The following is a 16,733-nucleotide window of genomic DNA, read 5'->3' as shown; positions in this document are numbered from 1 at the left end:
TCTTGGATGGGGGGACTACTGGGCACGCTTCACGTAAGCGTTGAAACCATGATCGGCATAGGCCGATAGCGGCAGTTCGTCGCTCAATACGGCAGCGTCGATATCCGCCAGATCCTGAATATGCTGCTGATGTTCCCAGTACGCTATGCCTGCCAGACCGATCACCAGTGCGGCGAGCGGCCAGAGCAGACCCAGACGGCCCAGTTTGTCGAACGCGCGACGCGGCCCGCCGATATCCGGCGATTGCATGCCGCCTACACCCGCGAGCACCAGCGCCGGTTGCACAACGGCCACCGGTTCGGGCTTCTTGCGGGCGAGCGCCTCCTGGCGCGCGGCGGCCAGCCGGGCCGCGATGTTCGGCGACGGTGCCTCGGACGCTTCGTCCAATGCCAGTCGCACGCGATGTGCGAAGCGAATTTCCCTCGTTTCCAGATCGTGACTCATAACCTGATCCCTTTTGCCTTCAACGCCTGTGCCAACGCGTGAGTGGCACGCGAGCAGTGCGTCTTGACGCTGCCTTCCGAGCACCCCATCGTGGCGGCGGTCTCGGCAACGTCCATGTCTTCCCAGTAACGCATGAGGAAGGCTTCTCGTTGACGTGTCGGTAGTTTCTGTATTTCCGCTTCGATGAGCGTGAGAATTTCGGCACGCGAAACCGAGTCTTCGCTGCTCTCGGTTTGCACAGACCCATCCTCGCCCAGTAAGGTTTCCAGCGGGTCGAAGTCGTCGCGTTCGTCGTCGCCGGGGCCGGCGAGGTTGGAGAACAGCGTGACCCACGTGTTGCGTACCTTCTGGCGGCGGAAATAGTCGTGAATGGTGTTCTGGAGGATGCGCGTGAACAGCAGCGGCAGGTCGGACGGCGGCTTGTCGCCGTACTTCTCGGCCAAACGGATCATCGCATCCTGAACGATATCGAGGGCGGCCTCGTCGTCGCGTACGGCATAGACGGCCTGCTTGAAAGCGCGCCGTTCGATGCCCGCGAGAAAATCCGCCAGTTCCTTGTCAGATGCCATCCGGTGGGGTACACGCAGCGTCGGCCGCTGCGCCTGTGAAATGCCGTGTAAGCGTAAAGATTACGTAAAGATCGCGTAGTCGGTGCGGATGCTACCAAAAACGCGCCTGCCTGTAACCGCTTTTGCTTCCGGTTGTGTCACGTTGTGTCGAGTTAGGTCGGTCGGATCGGTGCCGGCTTCCTATCATGTCAAGATTGTGCACCAGCGTGGGGATGCGCGCCGCATGATGTGGGAATTTTGCGAACTGTACTTCGCAGTCATGCTGCAAATGCATAAACTTGCTTGACCATTTTGCTGCAAACCGGTAACGTTGCCAGTTCGCAATATCTGTGATTGTCTCAATATCGGCACACCCATCAGGTGGGTCCATCATTCAGACGCGCAGCTTGAGCCCGGACCACAAGTTCGAGGGGAGAGCACCCAATCAAAATTTTTGCCGAAACTTTGAAAGGTCGACGATGAACATGCCAAGCGCGGAATTCTCCGAGGCGGAAGCTACACGCCACCAAAATACTTCTGAAGACATGATTGGCGCCGAGATCCTCGTGCGCTCGCTTCAAGAAGAGGGGGTCGAACATCTGTGGGGTTATCCCGGCGGTTCGGTTCTCTACATCTACGACGAACTCTACAAGCAGGACAAGATCCAGCACATTCTGGTGCGCCATGAGCAGGCAGCCGTGCATGCGGCCGACGCTTATTCGCGTTCCACCGACAAAGTCGGCGTGTGTCTCGTGACGTCTGGCCCGGGTGTGACCAATGCGGTCACCGGGATTGCCACGGCGTACATGGATTCGATCCCGCTCGTCATCATCACCGGGCAGGTGCCCACGGCCGCCATCGGTCAGGACGCCTTCCAGGAGTGCGACACGGTCGGTATTACCCGTCCCTGCGTCAAGCACAACTTCCTTGTGAAGGATGTGCGCGACCTCGCCGCCACCATCAAGAAAGCCTTCTATATCGCCAAGACGGGCCGTCCGGGTCCGGTACTGGTTGACATTCCGAAGGACGTTTCCAAGGCTCGCTGCCGCTTCGAATATCCGAAGACGGTGTCGCTGCGCTCGTACAACCCGGTGACGAAGGGCCATTCGGGCCAGATCCGCAAGGCCATGAGCCTGCTGCTCTCGGCCAAGCGTCCCTATATCTACACCGGCGGCGGCATCATTCTGGCCGACGCGTCGAAGGAACTGAACCAGTTCTGCGACCTGCTCGGCTATCCGGTGACCAATACGCTCATGGGCCTGGGCGGGTATCGCGCGAGCGATCCCAAGTTCCTCGGCATGCTTGGCATGCACGGCACGTACGAAGCCAACATGGCCATGCAGCACTGCGACGTGCTCATCGCCATCGGCGCGCGCTTCGATGACCGTGTGATCGGCAACCCGGAACACTTCTCGTCGACCGCCCGCAAGATCATTCACATCGATATCGACCCGTCGTCGATTTCCAAGCGTGTGAAGGTCGACATCCCGATCGTCGGCGACGTGAAGGAAGTGCTGCGCGAGATGATCGAGAATCTGCAAACCGCAGAGCACGGCCCGGATACCGGGGCGCTTGCCGACTGGTGGAAGCAGATCGAGGAATGGCGTTCGCGCGATTGCCTCGCCTTCGATCGCAAGAGCGAGATCATCAAGCCGCAACACGTGGTCGAGACCTACTGGAAGCTCACCGACGGTGAAGCGTTCGTGTGCTCGGACGTCGGTCAGCATCAGATGTGGGCCGCTCAGTACTATCGCTTCAACAAGCCGCGCCGCTGGATCAACTCGGGCGGTCTGGGGACGATGGGCTTCGGCTTGCCCGCAGCGATGGGCGTGAAGATGGCGCATCCGGACGCAGAAGTCGCCTGTATCACCGGCGAAGGCTCGATCCAGATGTGCATTCAGGAACTCTCGACGTGCCTGCAATACCGCACGCCGGTCAAGATTCTGTCGCTCAACAACCGCTATCTGGGCATGGTTCGTCAGTGGCAGCAGATCGAATACAGCAAGCGTTACTCCAGTTCGTACATGGACGCGCTGCCGGACTTCGTGAAGCTCGCCGAGGCGTACGGTCATGTGGGGATGCGTATCGAGAAGTCGTCGGACGTCGAGCCGGCACTGCGCGAGGCGCTGGCCCTGAAGGACCGCACGGTATTCATGGATTTCCAAACGGATCCCACCGAAAACGTCTGGCCGATGGTTCAGGCGGGCAAGGGCATCAGCGAGATGCTGCTCGGTTCGGAAGATCTGTAAGACGAAGCGGCACGTACGCGCTGCCAGTCGTGGCCGGCCTTGCCGGAGCGCGGGCGCGACGTCCCCAACAAGGACAATCCGGGATACACCATGAGGCACATTATTTCTGTTTTGCTCGAAAACGAGCCGGGCGCGCTGTCGCGCGTGGTCGGACTGTTTTCGGCACGTGGCTACAATATCGAGACCCTCACCGTTGCGCCGACCGAAGATCGGTCGCTCTCACGCATGACGGTGGTCACGACCGGCTCCGATGACGTCATCGAGCAGATCACGAAACACCTGAACCGGCTCATCGAAGTGGTGAAGGTGGTCGATCTGACCGAGGGCGCGCATATCGAGCGCGAACTCATGCTGATCAAGGTTCGCGCGGTAGGCAAAGAGCGGGAAGAGATGAAGCGGATGTCGGATATTTTCCGCGGCCGCATCATTGACGTTACGGAAAAGACCTATACGATTGAGCTCACCGGAAATTCGTCGAAGCTTGACGCATTTATCGAAGGGCTCGACCAGACGGCGATTCTCGAGACGGTTCGTACCGGTGGCTCGGGCATCGGGCGCGGTGAGCGCATCCTGAAGGTCTGACCGGCAACGGCAACGCGGTAAGCGGATTTCGATCCATTCTGATTTCAGTTTATTTTTGGTAATACGGGACACTCCAAATGAAAGTTTTCTACGACAAAGACGCCGACCTCTCCCTCATCAAGGGCAAGCAAGTCACGATCATCGGTTACGGCTCGCAAGGCCACGCCCACGCACAAAACCTGAAGGACAGCGGCGTGAACGTGACGGTCGGTCTGCGCAAAGACGGCGCTTCGTGGAACAAGGCAGTCAACGCTGGCCTGAACACCAAGGAAGTGGCAGAAGCCGTGAAGTCGGCTGACATCGTCATGATGCTGCTGCCGGATGAGCAAATCGCCGACGTGTACAAGAACGAAGTGCACGCCAACATCAAGGAAGGCGCTGCGCTCGCCTTCGCGCACGGCTTCAACGTGCACTACGGCTGCGTGATCCCGCGCGCCGACCTCGACGTCATCATGATCGCCCCGAAGGCCCCGGGCCACACGGTGCGCTCGACGTACTCGCAAGGTGGCGGCGTGCCGCACCTGATCGCCGTGGCGCAAGACAAGTCGGGCGCCGCTCGCGACATCGCACTGTCGTACGCTGCCGCTAACGGCGGTGGCCGTGCCGGCATCATCGAAACGAACTTCCGCGAAGAAACGGAAACCGACCTGTTCGGCGAGCAAGCCGTGCTGTGCGGCGGTACCGTCGAGCTGATCAAGGCCGGTTTCGAAACGCTGGTCGAAGCCGGTTACGCGCCGGAAATGGCCTACTTCGAGTGCCTGCACGAACTGAAGCTGATCGTCGACCTGATCTATGAAGGCGGTATCGCCAACATGAACTACTCGATCTCGAACAACGCCGAATACGGCGAGTACGTCACCGGCCCGCGCGTCGTGACGGAAGAGACGAAGAAGGCCATGAAGCAGTGCCTGACCGACATCCAGACCGGCGAGTACGCCAAGTCGTTCATCCTGGAAAACAAGGCCGGTGCCCCGACCCTGATCTCGCGTCGTCGTATCACGGCCGAGCACCAGATCGAGCAAGTGGGCGGCAAGCTGCGCGCAATGATGCCGTGGATCGCCAAGAACAAGCTGGTCGACCAGTCGAAGAACTAAGTTCTCTGAACTGACGTCGCTGACCGCCTGTTTTGCCGTAGCTGTCGCTGCGGTAAAACGGGCGGTTTTTTTATGACATCCGCGTGTCGTTTGGGGAAAAAGTGTCGCCGTGCCGCGCGCATTGCTACAATGCCGCCACGCCACGGTTTGGTCCAAAGCAGGCCGACCCGCTCACTCAACCGTTTTACCAAGGACGCGAGTTCAATCGCATGAATTATCCTCACCCGATCATCGCCCGCGAGGGCTGGCCCTTCCTGGGCATCGCCGTCGCCGTCGCGCTCGTCGTGCATTTTATGGCTGGCGTGTTTTGGGCCGCGCCGTTCTGGGTGATCGCCCTGTTCGTTCTGCAGTTCTTCCGCGACCCCCCGCGCGAAGTGCCGCAGCAGGCCAATGCCGTGCTCTCCCCGGCAGACGGTCGCATCGTGGCCATCGAAACCACGCAAGACCCGTACGCAGGCCGCGAAGCGCTGAAAATCAGCGTCTTCATGAACGTCTTCAATGTTCACTCGAATCGTGCCCCGGTTGACGGCACCGTGACCAAGGTGGAATATTTCCCGGGACGTTTTTTCAACGCCGATCTCGACAAGGCGTCGCTTGAGAACGAGCGCAATGCGCTGGTGATCGACGTGGGCGGCCAGATCGTGACGAGTGTGCAGGTCGCGGGTCTGATCGCGCGCCGTATCCTGTGCTACGTGAAGGCGGGCGACCGTCTGACGCGCGGTCAGCGTTATGGCTTCATTCGCTTCGGTTCGCGTGTCGACGTCTATCTGCCGCTGGGTTCGCGCCCGCGCGTGGCGATCGGCGACAAGGTGTCCGCCACCTCGACGATCCTCGCCGAGCTGTAAGCCACTCGTAACCGCATCAGGTCAGTGGTGGCGGCGCGACCTCCGGGCCGCACGCCGCCGTGGCCGCCGCGTCGTCAAGCTTTGCCACGGGGTGCCGAGGTTTGGCGATGCGGTCTGCAACTGCTTTCGCGTTTCACGTTCCAATAGCGGTGATCCGTCGCGGGTTCGCCCGCAGTCTTGGGGTCTGTCCATCGACCCTAGCATCGAAAAGGAGTTATAGATGCCGGAAAACCATCGCGGCCGCTTGCGCAACAATGTCAGGCATCTCTCGCCGTTCGGCCGTCACAAGAATCCATCAGAGCCATCGATGAACGAAGACCACGATCAGGGTGTGGAGGACGATGTGCCGGTGCGTCCGCGCAATCGCGGCATCTATCTGCTGCCGAACGCTTTTACGACCGCAGCACTTTTCTGCGGTTTCTTCGCCATCGTGCAGGCGATGAACGATCGCTTCGAGCAGGCGGCCATTGCCATCTTTTTCGCGATGGTGCTCGACGGCATGGACGGGCGCGTAGCCCGCATGACCAATACGCAGAGCGCCTTCGGTGAGCAGTACGATTCGCTTTCCGATATGACCTCGTTCGGCGTTGCGCCGGCGCTGGTGATGTACGAGTGGATCCTGCACGAGATCGGCAAGTGGGGCTGGCTGGCGGCGTTCGTCTATGTGGCGGGGGCGGCGTTACGTCTGGCCCGCTTTAACGCCAACATCGGCGTGGTCGACAAGCGCTTCTTCCAAGGGCTCGCCAGTCCGGCGGCAGCGGCGCTGATCGCCGGGTTCGTCTGGATCACGATCGACAATAAGTTGCCTGTGAACGTGTTCTGGATGCCGTGGGTCGCATTCTTCCTCACGATCTACGCGGGGATGTCGATGGTGTCGAACGCACCGTTCTACAGCGGCAAGGCGCTCGATGTGCGCCAGCGCGTCTCGTTCGGCGTGGTGTTGCTGTTCATGGTCGGCTTCATTCTGGTGTCGTCCGATCCGCCGCTGGCGCTGTTCGGCATGTTCTGCGTATACAGCGTGTCGGGCTATGTGCTGTGGGCGTTCCGCTTCGTCAAAGGTCGCCGTCAGCGGATTTTCGGCGAAGTCGACGAATAACCGAGTAGGAAACCAGGGGCGTCTCGGTACGCCCCTTGTCATATCTACCTGTCAGTGTTGTCAGGTATGACATCGTTGGGATGCGCTAATCTTGACGTTGGTAGGCGAAGTACCCTTGTGGCACGGGCCGTTTTCCGCTGATCTGGCAGGGCCCGTCGCTGTTTTCCATAGTTCGAAGTAACGAAGGAGAAATCATGGGCATACTCGATTTCGTGAAGGACGCCGGTGAGGCGCTTTTCGGTAAGGCACACGCGGCAGACGCACCTCCGCCCGCCCCGGGGCCCGATGCCGATGCGGCTAACCGCACCGCCGGTGAAGCCATCGAAAACTACATCAAATCGCAAGGGTTGGATGCGACTGGCCTCGACGTCGAGTTCGACGGCGCAACCCGAACCGTCAAGGTTTACGGCGTCGCGGCCGATCAGGCGACCAAGGAGAAGATCCTCCTGTGCTGCGGCAACGTGAAGGGGGTTGCTGCGGTGGACGACCAGATGTCGGTTTCGACGGCGTCGGCCGAAGCCAAGTACTACACAGTGAAGTCGGGCGACACGTTGTCGGCCATCTCCAAGTCGGCTTATGGCGATGCCAACAAGTACAACGGCATCTTCGAAGCGAACAAGCCGATGCTTTCCAGCCCGGACAAGATTTATCCGGGGCAGGTGCTGCGGATCCCGCCGCTCTGATCGGGCGTTCGTCCCGTGATTGCCAGCCCGGCCTTGTGCCGGGCTGTTTCGTTTCTGGAGGCGGCAAGCGCTCCGTCCGATGGCCGCGAATGCCCGTGTGTACGGGGCTTTACGCCTGCCGCCCGCGTTGCGGAATCACCCGTTTGCGACTATATTGGCGCTCATGATTTCAGGCGCCTGACCGGCTCCGGGCCTTCCTCACGCACCGCTTGGCGTCGCTTCTGGCGTCGCACACGGCGTCACTTGCGGTGCCACTGATGCCATGCTGTTTCTCCGCCTTCGGGCCGGCCATGCCTGCACGCGCCGCGCACTGATATCAAAAAATACCGAACCCTACGAAATCCCCACAGGAGCAAATCATGGCCGACAAGCTGATCATTTTCGATACGACCTTGCGCGACGGTGAACAGTCGCCGGGCGCGTCGATGACCCGCGACGAGAAGATCCGCATCGCCCGTCAACTGGAGCGACTGCGCGTGGACGTCATCGAAGCCGGTTTCGCGGCCAGCTCGAACGGCGATTTCGAGGCGATTCGAGCGATCGCCGGCATCGTGAAGGACAGCACGGTCTGCTCGCTCGCACGCGCTAACGACCGCGATATCGCACGGGCCGCCGAAGCGCTCAAGGGGGCGAATTCGTCACGTATTCACACGTTCATCGCCACGTCGCCGCTGCACATGGAGAAGAAGCTGCGCATGAGCCCGGACCAGGTGTTCGAGCAGGCGAAGCTTGCCGTGCGTTATGCGCGTCAGTTCACCGACAACATCGAGTTCTCGCCGGAAGACGGCAGCCGCTCGGATCTGGACTTCCTTTGCCGCGTGCTCGAAGCCGTGATCAACGAAGGGGCAACGACCATCAACGTGGCAGACACCGTCGGCTACGGCGTACCGGAACTCTACGGCCAGCTCGTGCGTACGTTGCGTGAGCGCGTGCCGAACTCGGACAAGGCGGTCTGGTCGGTGCACTGCCACAACGACCTGGGCATGGCCGTGGCGAACTCGCTGGCGGGCGTGCAACTGGGCGGCGCGCGTCAGATCGAGTGCACGATCAACGGCTTGGGCGAGCGTGCAGGCAATACATCGCTCGAAGAAGTCGTGATGGCGCTCAAGACCCGCAAGGATTATTTCGGACTGGAACTCGGCATCGATACGACGCAGATCGTGCCGGCCTCGAAGCTCGTTTCGCAGATCACCGGCTTCAACGTGCAGCCGAACAAGGCCGTCGTGGGCGCCAATGCGTTCGCGCACGCGTCGGGCATCCACCAGGATGGTGTGCTCAAGGCGCGCGATACGTACGAAATCATGCGCGCGGAAGACGTGGGCTGGACGGCGAACAAGATCGTGCTGGGAAAGCTCTCGGGCCGTAACGCGTTTAAGCAGCGTCTGCAAGAACTGGGCATCGAGATGGAGTCGGAGCAGGACGTGAATGCGGCGTTCGCCCGCTTCAAGGAACTCGCCGATCAGAAGTCGGAAATCTTCGACGAGGACATTCTCGCGATCGTCTCGAACGAAGCGCAGGCCGAAGGCAACGAGCACTTCTACCTCGTGTCGATGGCGCAGCACTCCGAGACCGGTGAGCGTCCGAGCGCGCGTGTAGTGTTCACCGCGCAGGGTAAGGAGCTCGTGGGCGAGTCCGACGGCAACGGGCCGGTCGACGCCGTGCTCAATGCCATCGAATCGCAGGTGAAGAGCGGTGCGGAGCAACTGCTGTACTCGGTCAACGCCATCACGACCGGCACGCAGTCGCAAGGGGAAGTCACGGTGCGTCTGTCGAAGGCGGGCCGTATCGTGAACGGGGTCGGTACGGACCCGGACATCGTTGCGGCATCGGCCAAGGCCTATCTGTCGGCGCTCAACAAGTTGTACTCGAAGGCTGAGAAGCTGAATCCGCAACTCACACCGTAATCGCCGGTAGACTCGGTCGATCCGGTCGATCGATCCATCGGCCGAGGGCGTTTGCTTCGCCGCCGACGCTGAAAATGCTCGCACCCTGCACGTCAGGGGCGGGCATTTTTGCTATCTGAGCGCCGAATGATACTGGCTGTAGACGTTCTGCTCGCGGCCCTGCGCGAATGTGCGTGCCGCGACCAGCAGGGCGACACCCAGCAGCGTCAGATCCTTGATCAGAAAACCGAAGGTGCCGCCGCGGATGTCCGGTGTCGTCGCAAGGAACGAGACGGTCACGATCAGGGTGAGCGCCACGCCCAGACTGCCTGCCAGACGCACACGCAGGTTACCCGCGTGCGCCATGGCCAGCGCCGAGGCGAGTTCGAAGCAGCCGACGAGGTTGGACACCGTCTGTGCGCTCAGACCCAGGTAGAGCCAACCCAGCAGCGGATGTTGGCTGACCAGCGGGAAAATGGCGGCCGCTTCGCGTTCGGTGAACTTATGGATGCCGTAGCCGATGAAGATGCCGACGACGCTGTAAAGCGCGAAGTGGTATGCGAGACGCTCCAGCCGAGCCGCAGCAGGGCATTTCATCTGAGAGTAATGCATGGGGGGCGACTCCGAAATTAGTCCCGTCTTCCGGGGAGTCCGCAGAGGTATCCTCCGCTCGCCGCCGACTCGGCGGCGAGTGACTTCTGATCGATGACTTACTGACCGCGATAGATGCGCTCGTGCAGCGATGCGTCACCATAGGCTGCGCGCTTCATTCCGGATTTCATACCCGATTTCATGCCCGAGGCCGGTGCTGGCATGGCGTCGCCAGTGGCAACGCCAGTTGCGGTTTGCGTGGGTGCCGGTTCGCGCTTTGCCAGTTCCGCCTTTGCTGCCAGAAGGTTGGCAGGATATCGGGTATGGTCGGTGCCGCCGTGATAGCCGACCCCTTGCAGTGCCTTGAGTTCGGCGACGACGTGTTCGCGCGTCAGCCCGCTCTGCGGGGCGGCAAGGGCGACGGTCGAAACGCTGAGGATGGCAAGCGCGGCAGCCGAGAGAATGGACGTCTTCATGGTAGCTATCTCCAAACGATAAGCGTGGGTGGAAAAGTTCAATCGCGCAGCACATTGGCTGTCGATCGCACCGTTTAGTCGTCGGGGGACGCCGGATATGACAGGGTGACGAAAAAATTTCTACTGATCGTCAATTATCAAGCGACGTTGCAGCGACATCGGCATAACCGGCGACGCGGCGCGATATGGCGCGCAGCGTAGTGATTTGCGCTGCGTACGCGCGGCACCCCGCGCACATCAGCAGATGCGCATGCACATGAGCGCTCTCAAGCGCGGTCAACGGCCGGTCGAGCTTGTCGGAGAGCGAACGTGTGACATTGGCGCAGTTACCCAAGGGCATCGTTGGCTTCCAGTCCTTTGGCCGAAAGGCAAGTGCGCAAGCGAGTGCGCGCGCGGTATAGCAATACGCTGCAATGATTGGCATCGAGGTCAAGTTCCCGGCAGATTTCGGCGATGTCCATGTCGAGTAATTCGCGCATGGAAAACACGCGACCCGTGGATTCGGGCAGGGTGTTCAGGCACCCGTCGAACAATGCCCAGAACTGTTGCTGGGCGACGAGTGTCTCGGGGCGAGGCCAGGCGCGTGGGCGCGCATGATCGTTCCAATGGCCGCGCTCGTCGAAAAGCTCGCGATCGAACACGGAGTTCTCATCGGCGTCGCCCTCGAGAGACGAGGCGTTGATCATGCGGCGTCGCGCTCGCATGGTATCGATCAGCTTGTTGCGCAGAATCGCGAAGACCCACGTCTTGTGTTGGGAGCGCCCGGAGAATTCGCTCGATGGCGAGCAAGCCGCCGTCAGCGCTTCCTGAACAGCATCTTCTGCCAGATGTTCGTCGCACAATTGCAACCTGGCAAAGCGCAGCAGGTCGCGACGCAGTTCCGCGAGATACGCGTGGTCCAGATACGAATTCGCGGGAATAGGGCGCCCTCCTGACTTAGAACAGATTGTTATCCCGTTTCTCGTGCAGCGGATCCGGGCTGATTTGGGTGGTCTTGACGATGCCGTCGGCGTCGAAATAGAAGTTCATCATCGAGAACCACACGTCGTCCTGCTTGAAGCGATACGTCCAGACTTCGCGCTTCATCAGCGGGAAAGCCGAAGTCTCGACAGGCTCGCCAAAGTGATGCAGCACATCCGTCTTGGTCCATTTGTCGATTTCGACCTTGTTGAACTCCTGCGTCGACAGCACCTGCGCGACATGCAGCAGCCGACCCTGAGCATCGAAGTCGGCGGCAATCGTTTCCTCGCCGAACGGCTTCGTCGGATAGAGCCAGCGTGTGACGCCGGGCGCGAGCGGATAGACCTCTTTGGGCTTGCCCAATTGCGCCTGCACTTCCGCCTGAGACGCCGAGGCCGGCAATTGTTGCCACGACGGCGTGATACAGGCCGTCAACGACAACGCGAGCACGCCAGCAGCGGCCCAGCGGATGGCTCGAGTCGACGCAGTATCGGTGTCGATAATCACGGGGAAACGATACGTCATGGTTGGCCTCATGGGGGTGGGGATTTGCCCAAAATATGGGCGATGGTGGCTTGCTGATAGCATACCGCCACCGTTCCCCATCGTGGGGTGCCTTGGCTTGCCCGGGCGGGTGGCGGCAGTTATGATTCGCGCCGGGACAGTTCTAGAGGCCTCGATGAAATCTCACGTATTGCGGGCGCGTGTTTGCGCGGTGCTGTGCACTTTGGGCCTGCTGGCCGCCACCGGCGTGGCCGATGCTGCGCCGCCGATTCGGCTCGCCCTCATCGAGGGAATGAGCGGGCCTTTCGGCAATGCGGGGGCGATGGTCGAGCGAAATCTGCGTTTCGCGATCGATCGCGTGAACGCGCGTGGCGGTGTGAAGTTGCGCGACGGCGCACATCCGCTTGAACTGACAGTGTTCGACAGCAAGGGCGCAGTTGAAGACAGTCTCGTGCAACTCAAGGCGGCAGGGGATCTCGGTATCCCGTTTGTCCTGCAAGGCAACAGTTCGGCGGTGGCGTCGGCACTGATCGACGCCATCAACAAGCGCAATGCGCGTGAGCCGGGCCAGCGCATGCTGTTCTTCAACTACTCCGCCGTCGATACGGCACTGACCAACGAGCAGTGCAGCTTCTGGCATTTCGCGTTCGACGCCAACGCCGCGATGCGCATGCAGGCGCTTACCGAAGCCATCAAGCAAGACGACAGCATTCAGAAGGTCTATCTGCTCAATCAGGATTACAGCTTCGGACGTCAGGTCGCCACACTGGCTCGCCAGATGATCGGCGCCAAGCGTCCCGACGTACAGATCGTGGGCGAACAGTTCAGCCCAGTGGGTCGTGTGAAGGACTTCACGCCGTATCTGGCGCGTATCCGCGCGGCCGGCGCCGATACCGTGGTCACGGGCAGTTGGGGTAACGATCTGACGCTGCTCGTCAAGGCTGCGCGAGAGCAGGGCATGGAGCTCAAGTTCTACACGTTCTACGGCAACGCGCTCGGTGCCCCGGCGGCGCTGGGCGATGCCGGTGTCGGACGCGTGTATGCGGTGGCCGAGTGGCATCCGAATGTCGGGGGTGAGGCGTCGGACGCGTACTACAAGGCGTTCCGCGCGCGCTATCCGGAGGCGCGCGACGACTACCCACTGCTGCGCATGAGCGTGATGGTCGACATGATTGCCGCGGCGCTCGAACAGGCGGGGACTACGGATGTGACGACGGTTGCGCGCGCGCTCGAAAACCGTCGCGTGCGTGAGGCACCGGCCGATGCATGGATGCGGGCGAACGACCATCAGATGATCGAGCCGCTGTACGTCTCCGTAATGCGTCGCGCGGGCGAGCCGGGCGTGAAGTTCGATAACGAGGGCTCGGGCTACGGATTCCGGACTGTCATGGAGCTGCCGATGAACAAGGTGGCGCTGCCGAGCACGTGCCGGATGGCGCGTCAGCGCTGACCGACGGTCGGCCTTGACGGCGGCTGGGAAGGTCGATTGGTCGTGATTTTTTAGATAATTTGACGAATTTCTCCGGATTATTCGTCCGAAATTGGCGTTTTGAGCGGTTCGAGGGGGCTTGCAGGCCCGCCTGTTGCGGCAAAGCGCGGAAAAAAGTGGCGTCGTGATGCCGGTTCCCGTATAATCGCGCACTTGCAGTTTTGTTTATGTACGGCAACGTACATGTTTTTGTAAGTTCACGGCACGGCCATTCTTCCGTGACCGCGTGTATATCCAAAGGAAAGAAAATGTCGAACGCAGATATCAAGAAGTCGGACGTCGTGGCGCAATTCGCCCGCGCCGCCAATGACACCGGCTCCCCCGAAGTTCAGGTTGCGCTGCTGACCACGCGCATCAACGAACTGACCCCGCACTTCAAGGCACACATGAAGGATCACCACAGCCGCCGCGGTTTGCTGCGCATGGTGAGCCGTCGTCGTAAGCTGCTCGACTACCTCAAGGGCAAGGATGCAGACCGCTACCGCGCCCTGATCGAGAAGCTGGGCCTGCGTAAGTAAGCGATTACGATTACGACGAGATGCCTGTATCAGCGTGCTGATGCAGGCATTTTGTTTTTGGGCGGTACCCGATCGATGCGCTGAGAGCGCCTTTCGGGACGATCAGCCCGGCGGTTGCGCCGGGTTTCCGGTCTCCGTTACCGATTTACGGGGCCTCGTCGGCAAGCAGGGCTTGTGTCATTCCAGGGTCGTCTCAGAGGCGCGCTGGCGGATTTTCGCAGCGGGCTACGCTGGAATGGCATAACACTCCCCCCTGTAAGGCGTCGGGATCACCCCGGCAGCGATATCGCGCCGCTGCTGCATTCGCGCGATTCGATATAGGAGTGCAAATGTTCAATAAAGTCGTCAAGTCTTTCCAATGGGGACAAAACACGGTTCGCATGGAAACCGGTGAGATCGCTCGCCAGGCATCCGGTGCTGTGCTCGTCGACATGGACGATACCGTCGTGCTCGCCACGGTCGTGGGCGCGAAGAAGGCCAAGGCTGGCCAGGATTTCTTCCCGCTGACGGTTGACTACCTTGAAAAGACTTACGCCGCCGGCAAGATCCCGGGTGGCTTCTTCAAGCGTGAAGGCCGTCCGTCGGAAAACGAAACGCTGACGTCGCGCCTGATCGACCGTCCGATCCGCCCGCTGTTCCCGGAAGGCTTCTACAACGAAGTCCAGGTGGTGGTGCAGGTCGTCTCGCTGAACCCGGAAGTGCCGGCCGACATCCCGGCCCTGATCGGTGCTTCGGCCGCGCTGGCCATCTCGGGTCTGCCGTTCAACGGCCCGGTCGGTGCCGCACGCGTTGCCTACGTCGACAGCCAGTACGTGCTCAACCCGTCGCGTGAGCAGATCGCCAAGTCGAAGCTCGACCTGGTCGTCGCCGGTACGGAACAAGCTGTGCTGATGGTGGAATCGGAAGCACAAGAGCTGCCGGAAGACGTGATGCTGGGCGCAGTCGTGTTCGGTCACGAGCAAATGCAAACGGCCATCAACGCGATTCACGAACTCGTGCGCGACGGTGGCAAGGCCGAGTGGGAATGGGCCCCGGCTGCCAAGAACGACGCACTGATCTCGCAAGTGGGCGAGCTGGCCGAAGGCCAACTGCGCGCGGCTTACCAGACGCGTGAAAAGCAAGCGCGTACGCAACAACTGCGCGCTGTGAGCACCGACGTGATCGCCAAGCTGGGCGAAGCTGCGGCTGCCAAGGGCGAAGCGGCACCGGACGACATCGAAGTCGGCAACATCCTGTTCGATCTGGAAGCCAAGATCGTCCGTAGCCAGATCCTGGCTGGTGAGCCGCGTATCGACGGCCGCGACACGCGCACCGTGCGTCCGATCTCGATCCGCACTGGCGTGCTGCCGCGTGCCCACGGTTCGGCGCTGTTCACGCGTGGCGAAACGCAGGCACTCGTGGTGGCCACGCTGGGCACCAAGAGCGATGAGCAGATCATCGACGCGCTGCAAGGCGAGTACCGCGATCGCTTCATGCTGCACTACAACTTCCCGCCGTTCTCGACGGGCGAAACGGGTCGCGTGGGTTCGCCCAAGCGTCGCGAAATCGGTCACGGCCGTCTGGCCAAGCGCGCGCTGGTCGCGTGCCTGCCGGGTGCCGACGATTTCGGTTACACCGTGCGTGTCGTGTCGGAAATCACCGAGTCGAACGGTTCGTCGTCGATGGCATCGGTCTGCGGCGGTAGCCTCGCCATGATGGACGCCGGTGTGCCGATGACCTCGCCGGTCGCCGGTATCGCCATGGGCCTGATCCTCGAAGGCAACAAGTTTGCCGTGCTGACCGACATCCTCGGCGACGAAGATCACCTGGGTGACATGGACTTCAAGGTGGCTGGTACGTCGAATGGCGTGACCGCACTGCAGATGGACATCAAGATCCAGGGCATCACGAAGGAAATCATGCAGGTCGCGCTGGCGCAAGCCAAGGAAGGCCGTCTGCATATCCTCGGCAAGATGACGGAAGCCCAGTCGGGCGTGCGTACGGAGCTGTCGGAATTCGCACCGCGCATGGTCACCATCAAGATCAATCCGGAAAAGATCCGTGACGTGATCGGTAAGGGTGGTTCGGTGATCCGCGCGCTGACGGAAGAGACCGGCACGAGCATCGACATCTCGGACGACGGCGTGGTGACCATCGCCAGCCCGAGCGCCGAAGGCATTGCCGAAGCGAAGCGTCGTATCGAGCTGATCACGGTGGAAGTCGAGGTCGGCCAGGTCTACGACGGTACCGTGCTCAAGCTGCTTGAGTTCGGCGCCATCGTCTCGGTGCTGCCGGGTAAGGACGGTCTGCTGCACATCTCGGAAATTGCCAACGAGCGCATCAAGGACATCAACGAGTACGTCAAGGAAGGTCAGGCCGTGCGCGTGAAGGTGATCCAGCAAGACGACAAGGGTCGTCTGCGTCTGTCGCACAAGGCACTGACCGAAGAAGAGAAGCAAGGCGGTGCACTGCTGGTCAAGCGCGAAGGCGACGCCCAGTAAATCGGGCCTTGGCATGAAGCCGGGCGGCGCGATTGCGTGCCGCGACGACATGCCATGACCGCGATAAAGAAGACGGCGACTCTTGTGAGTCGCCGTTTTTTTATCTTTCGCACGGATTCGCAAAATAATGCGGAAAAAATGCGAGGAGGGTATTTACAGGAAATGGGTTTGTCATTAGAATCTCATTTCTCTGTTCGGGGGGTATAGCTCAGCTGGGAGAGCGCTTGCATGGCATGCAAGAGGTCAGCGGTTCGATCCCGCTTACCTCCACCACGGATTCAGAAGCTTGAT

17 protein-coding genes and 1 tRNA gene are annotated in these 16,733 nt (G+C 60.9%); 11 read left to right on the top strand and 7 right to left on the bottom strand.

Annotated features, from left to right (window positions below; all coding sequences use genetic code 11):
* Nucleotides 1-15: 15 nt before the first annotated feature.
* Both PCO31010_RS04615 and PCO31010_RS04610 read right to left on the bottom strand, forming a co-directional pair.
* Complete coding sequence (locus PCO31010_RS04615; RefSeq protein ID WP_039397623.1) at nucleotides 16-444, bottom strand: DUF3619 family protein; 429 nt, start codon at nucleotides 442-444, stop codon at nucleotides 16-18.
* Nucleotides 441-1,013: an RNA polymerase sigma factor gene (locus PCO31010_RS04610; protein WP_046292342.1), complete on the bottom strand. Its 573-nt coding sequence runs from the start codon at nucleotides 1,011-1,013 to the stop codon at nucleotides 441-443. The genes PCO31010_RS04615 and PCO31010_RS04610 overlap by 4 nt, the downstream gene beginning before the upstream one ends.
* A gap of 458 nt (nucleotides 1,014-1,471) precedes the next feature.
* Between PCO31010_RS04610 and PCO31010_RS04605 the strand changes: the two genes are divergently transcribed.
* From PCO31010_RS04605 to PCO31010_RS04575, 7 genes are all read left to right on the top strand, one after another.
* Complete coding sequence (locus PCO31010_RS04605) at nucleotides 1,472-3,241, top strand: acetolactate synthase 3 catalytic subunit (protein ID WP_039397628.1); 1,770 nt, start codon at nucleotides 1,472-1,474, stop codon at nucleotides 3,239-3,241.
* Nucleotides 3,242-3,331: 90 nt separating this feature from the next.
* Nucleotides 3,332-3,823, top strand: a complete 492-nt coding sequence (gene ilvN / locus PCO31010_RS04600) for an acetolactate synthase small subunit (protein ID WP_039397629.1) — start codon at nucleotides 3,332-3,334, stop codon at nucleotides 3,821-3,823.
* Between the two features lie 77 nt (nucleotides 3,824-3,900).
* On the top strand, nucleotides 3,901-4,917 hold the full coding sequence (gene ilvC, locus PCO31010_RS04595; RefSeq protein WP_039397631.1) for a ketol-acid reductoisomerase: 1,017 nt from the start codon (nucleotides 3,901-3,903) through the stop codon (nucleotides 4,915-4,917).
* A 209-nt stretch (nucleotides 4,918-5,126) separates the two neighbouring features.
* Entirely contained in the window at nucleotides 5,127-5,762 is a 636-nt protein-coding gene (locus PCO31010_RS04590; protein ID WP_039397633.1) for a phosphatidylserine decarboxylase, read from the top strand.
* Between the two features lie 220 nt (nucleotides 5,763-5,982).
* Nucleotides 5,983-6,858, top strand: a complete 876-nt coding sequence (locus PCO31010_RS04585; protein ID WP_039397635.1) for a CDP-alcohol phosphatidyltransferase family protein — start codon at nucleotides 5,983-5,985, stop codon at nucleotides 6,856-6,858.
* Nucleotides 6,859-7,052: 194 nt separating this feature from the next.
* The gene (lysM, locus tag PCO31010_RS04580; RefSeq protein ID WP_150663157.1) at nucleotides 7,053-7,541 is read left to right on the top strand and encodes a peptidoglycan-binding protein LysM; all 489 of its coding nucleotides are present in this window, start codon (nucleotides 7,053-7,055) and stop codon (nucleotides 7,539-7,541) included.
* Between the two features lie 359 nt (nucleotides 7,542-7,900).
* Nucleotides 7,901-9,445 carry a 2-isopropylmalate synthase gene (locus tag PCO31010_RS04575; protein WP_150663156.1) on the top strand — a complete coding sequence of 515 codons (1,545 nt, stop codon included), beginning with the start codon at nucleotides 7,901-7,903 and terminating at the stop codon, nucleotides 9,443-9,445.
* 111 nt (nucleotides 9,446-9,556) lie between these two features.
* On the opposite strand, the gene PCO31010_RS04570 is transcribed toward PCO31010_RS04575, so the two are convergent.
* The 5 genes from PCO31010_RS04570 to PCO31010_RS04550 all read right to left on the bottom strand — a co-directional run bounded on the left by PCO31010_RS04570 (nucleotide 9,557) and on the right by PCO31010_RS04550 (nucleotide 11,976).
* On the bottom strand, nucleotides 9,557-10,036 hold the full coding sequence (locus PCO31010_RS04570; protein WP_150663155.1) for a DUF417 family protein: 480 nt from the start codon (nucleotides 10,034-10,036) through the stop codon (nucleotides 9,557-9,559).
* 98 nt (nucleotides 10,037-10,134) lie between these two features.
* Nucleotides 10,135-10,491 carry a DUF4148 domain-containing protein gene (locus PCO31010_RS04565; RefSeq protein ID WP_150663154.1) on the bottom strand — a complete coding sequence of 119 codons (357 nt, stop codon included), beginning with the start codon at nucleotides 10,489-10,491 and terminating at the stop codon, nucleotides 10,135-10,137.
* A 130-nt stretch (nucleotides 10,492-10,621) separates the two neighbouring features.
* Nucleotides 10,622-10,831: a zf-HC2 domain-containing protein gene (locus PCO31010_RS04560; protein ID WP_150663153.1), complete on the bottom strand. Its 210-nt coding sequence runs from the start codon at nucleotides 10,829-10,831 to the stop codon at nucleotides 10,622-10,624.
* Nucleotides 10,818-11,411: a sigma-70 family RNA polymerase sigma factor gene (locus tag PCO31010_RS04555; protein WP_150663152.1), complete on the bottom strand. Its 594-nt coding sequence runs from the start codon at nucleotides 11,409-11,411 to the stop codon at nucleotides 10,818-10,820. The genes PCO31010_RS04560 and PCO31010_RS04555 overlap by 14 nt, the downstream gene beginning before the upstream one ends.
* A gap of 16 nt (nucleotides 11,412-11,427) precedes the next feature.
* Nucleotides 11,428-11,976, bottom strand: coding sequence for a hypothetical protein (locus tag PCO31010_RS04550; protein ID WP_246184439.1), 549 nt, complete (start codon nucleotides 11,974-11,976; stop codon nucleotides 11,428-11,430).
* A 154-nt stretch (nucleotides 11,977-12,130) separates the two neighbouring features.
* Between PCO31010_RS04550 and PCO31010_RS04545 the strand changes: the two genes are divergently transcribed.
* The 4 genes from PCO31010_RS04545 to PCO31010_RS04530 all read left to right on the top strand — a co-directional run bounded on the left by PCO31010_RS04545 (nucleotide 12,131) and on the right by PCO31010_RS04530 (nucleotide 16,715).
* On the top strand, nucleotides 12,131-13,405 hold the full coding sequence (locus PCO31010_RS04545; RefSeq protein ID WP_150663150.1) for a branched-chain amino acid ABC transporter substrate-binding protein: 1,275 nt from the start codon (nucleotides 12,131-12,133) through the stop codon (nucleotides 13,403-13,405).
* Nucleotides 13,406-13,692: 287 nt separating this feature from the next.
* Nucleotides 13,693-13,962 (top strand): 30S ribosomal protein S15, encoded by a 270-nt coding sequence (gene rpsO, locus PCO31010_RS04540; RefSeq protein WP_039397648.1) that lies wholly within the window; start codon nucleotides 13,693-13,695, stop codon nucleotides 13,960-13,962.
* 323 nt (nucleotides 13,963-14,285) lie between these two features.
* The gene (gene pnp, locus PCO31010_RS04535; RefSeq protein ID WP_150574667.1) at nucleotides 14,286-16,442 is read left to right on the top strand and encodes a polyribonucleotide nucleotidyltransferase; all 2,157 of its coding nucleotides are present in this window, start codon (nucleotides 14,286-14,288) and stop codon (nucleotides 16,440-16,442) included.
* Nucleotides 16,443-16,639: 197 nt separating this feature from the next.
* Nucleotides 16,640-16,715 (top strand) — tRNA-Ala (locus tag PCO31010_RS04530).
* Nucleotides 16,716-16,733 lie beyond the last annotated feature (18 nt).

Source organism: Pandoraea commovens (assembly GCF_902459615.1).
Taxonomy (GTDB): Bacteria; Pseudomonadota; Gammaproteobacteria; order Burkholderiales; family Burkholderiaceae; genus Pandoraea; species Pandoraea commovens.
This window is presented reverse-complemented; position numbering and strand designations above follow the sequence as displayed.